Below are 1,594 nucleotides of genomic sequence, written 5' to 3'. Positions count from 1 at the left end.
TACCAAATTCCCCGTAAGGGGACTGAGACCCGAGTCCGCGTCATGAAGAACCATGCGCAACTGGTGTCGCATTACCAAATTCCCCGTAAGGGGACTGAGACCAGCCATCCAGTTAGCATAGCGGGAAGCTTTTTTAGCGAGGTCGCATTACCAAATTCCCCGTAAGGGGACTGAAACGCCGTACTGGATTTATTGTGGGCAAGCTGACCTTGTTCGTCGCATTACCCAATTCCTCGTAAGGGGACTGAAACTTGTTGTTATTCAGTAATACCAGAACGCCGGTTTTCTTGTCGCATTACCCATTTCCCCCGGGTTTAATATGCTCCTTTTCAAAAAAGAGGTAATCAATAGGGGGACGGAAAGTCCGAAGGCTTTTGTTTCTAGAATAAGGAATGAAAAAAAGTCGATACAGGCATCCATTTGTGATGTCTTGTATCGACTTTTTGTTGTCTATGAGAGCTATAAGCGGGACGTAGGACGAGGTTTATATCCTTTATGGGGTGGAAGAAGGGCGATAATACGGGACTTTAAAGATAAAACGAATCTTTGAGAAATGGCTTTCTAAGGCGGTGTACCGGCTTTTGTGAGGCGCTTTTTTAGGCAGGTGTAACGCGTTACCTTATAAGAAGAGAAGAAAAGAAGAGAATAGAAATAGAAAAGACAAGATATAAAAAAGATAAGACATAGAAAATATAAAGAGATAAGAGTATAAGTAGATATAATATTTTTTTGTTTTTAAATTCATGATTTTTGAGACAGAAAAAGGGCCTTTTTAGGATGAAATTCTTCGCTTATCAAAGTCTGGGCGGCAATCGTATTTTGACCTAAATTGTATTTATAGAATGGACAAGTGTATTAATTTACAAAATATTGAAAGTTCAGAAAACTTTAGGTATTTCATGGATACGACCTGATAGTTGTGAATAAAGTCATCATAAAAGGAATATTAATTCTGAAATATGGGTTTCTTTCAAGAAAAAATAAAATGAAAAACGACATTTTTGTAAAAAAACGTGACGCATTTTGCTTTTTTTTTCTCTTATAAGAGTAGAGGGGTAATTTCAAAAGACATTCCCCAAGAAGAAAAAAATGAGGTGCTGGCAATGAAAAAGTTACAATGGCTGAAAACGAAAGTTGGGCTCTTTTTAGATCCCCGTATCCTTTATTTGATGAATCTTCCCAACGGCGATTCGTATATCGTGCTTTGGTTCTTCTTAAAGGATATGGCAGGCATGGTCAATGACGACGGTAAGATTTACGTGTCCGAGACCGAGCCCCTTACGACGCAGCTCATTGCCAAGAGCCTGCACCGCCGTCAGCCTTTTATTGAAAATGGGCTGCGTGCATTGGAACAGGTCGACCTTATTGAACGTGATGAAAATGGCCTGATCCGCATCGTCATCTGGGATGAGCTGCAAAGCTTTCATCGCGATGAGAGGCGAAGGGAGCAGACCAATGAACGGGTTCGCCGCTACCGTGAGAGGCGGCGCTTGGCGCAGGAAGCTCAACAAGAGAGCCTCCAAGAAGAAAGTCCTGTTGTCGACACTTCCAGTGAAGGCCTTCCCGAACCTTCCCATGGTAATCCCGTCGAGTC

Annotated in this window: 1 protein-coding gene; it reads left to right on the top strand. The window is 42.0% G+C overall.

The window, feature by feature from the left end; translation table 11 throughout:
• Window positions 1-1,103 precede the first annotated feature (1,103 nt).
• Window positions 1,104-1,594 (top strand): phage replisome organizer N-terminal domain-containing protein (locus tag HMPREF3201_RS05920; RefSeq protein WP_197408264.1); only part of this gene is annotated, 491 nt, incomplete at its 3' end.

It is taken from the genome of Megasphaera sp. MJR8396C (assembly GCF_001546855.1).
Taxonomy (GTDB): Bacteria; Bacillota; Negativicutes; order Veillonellales; family Megasphaeraceae; genus Megasphaera.
The sequence above is the reverse complement of the archived record's forward strand: the minus strand, read 5'-3'. Positions and strand labels throughout refer to the sequence as shown.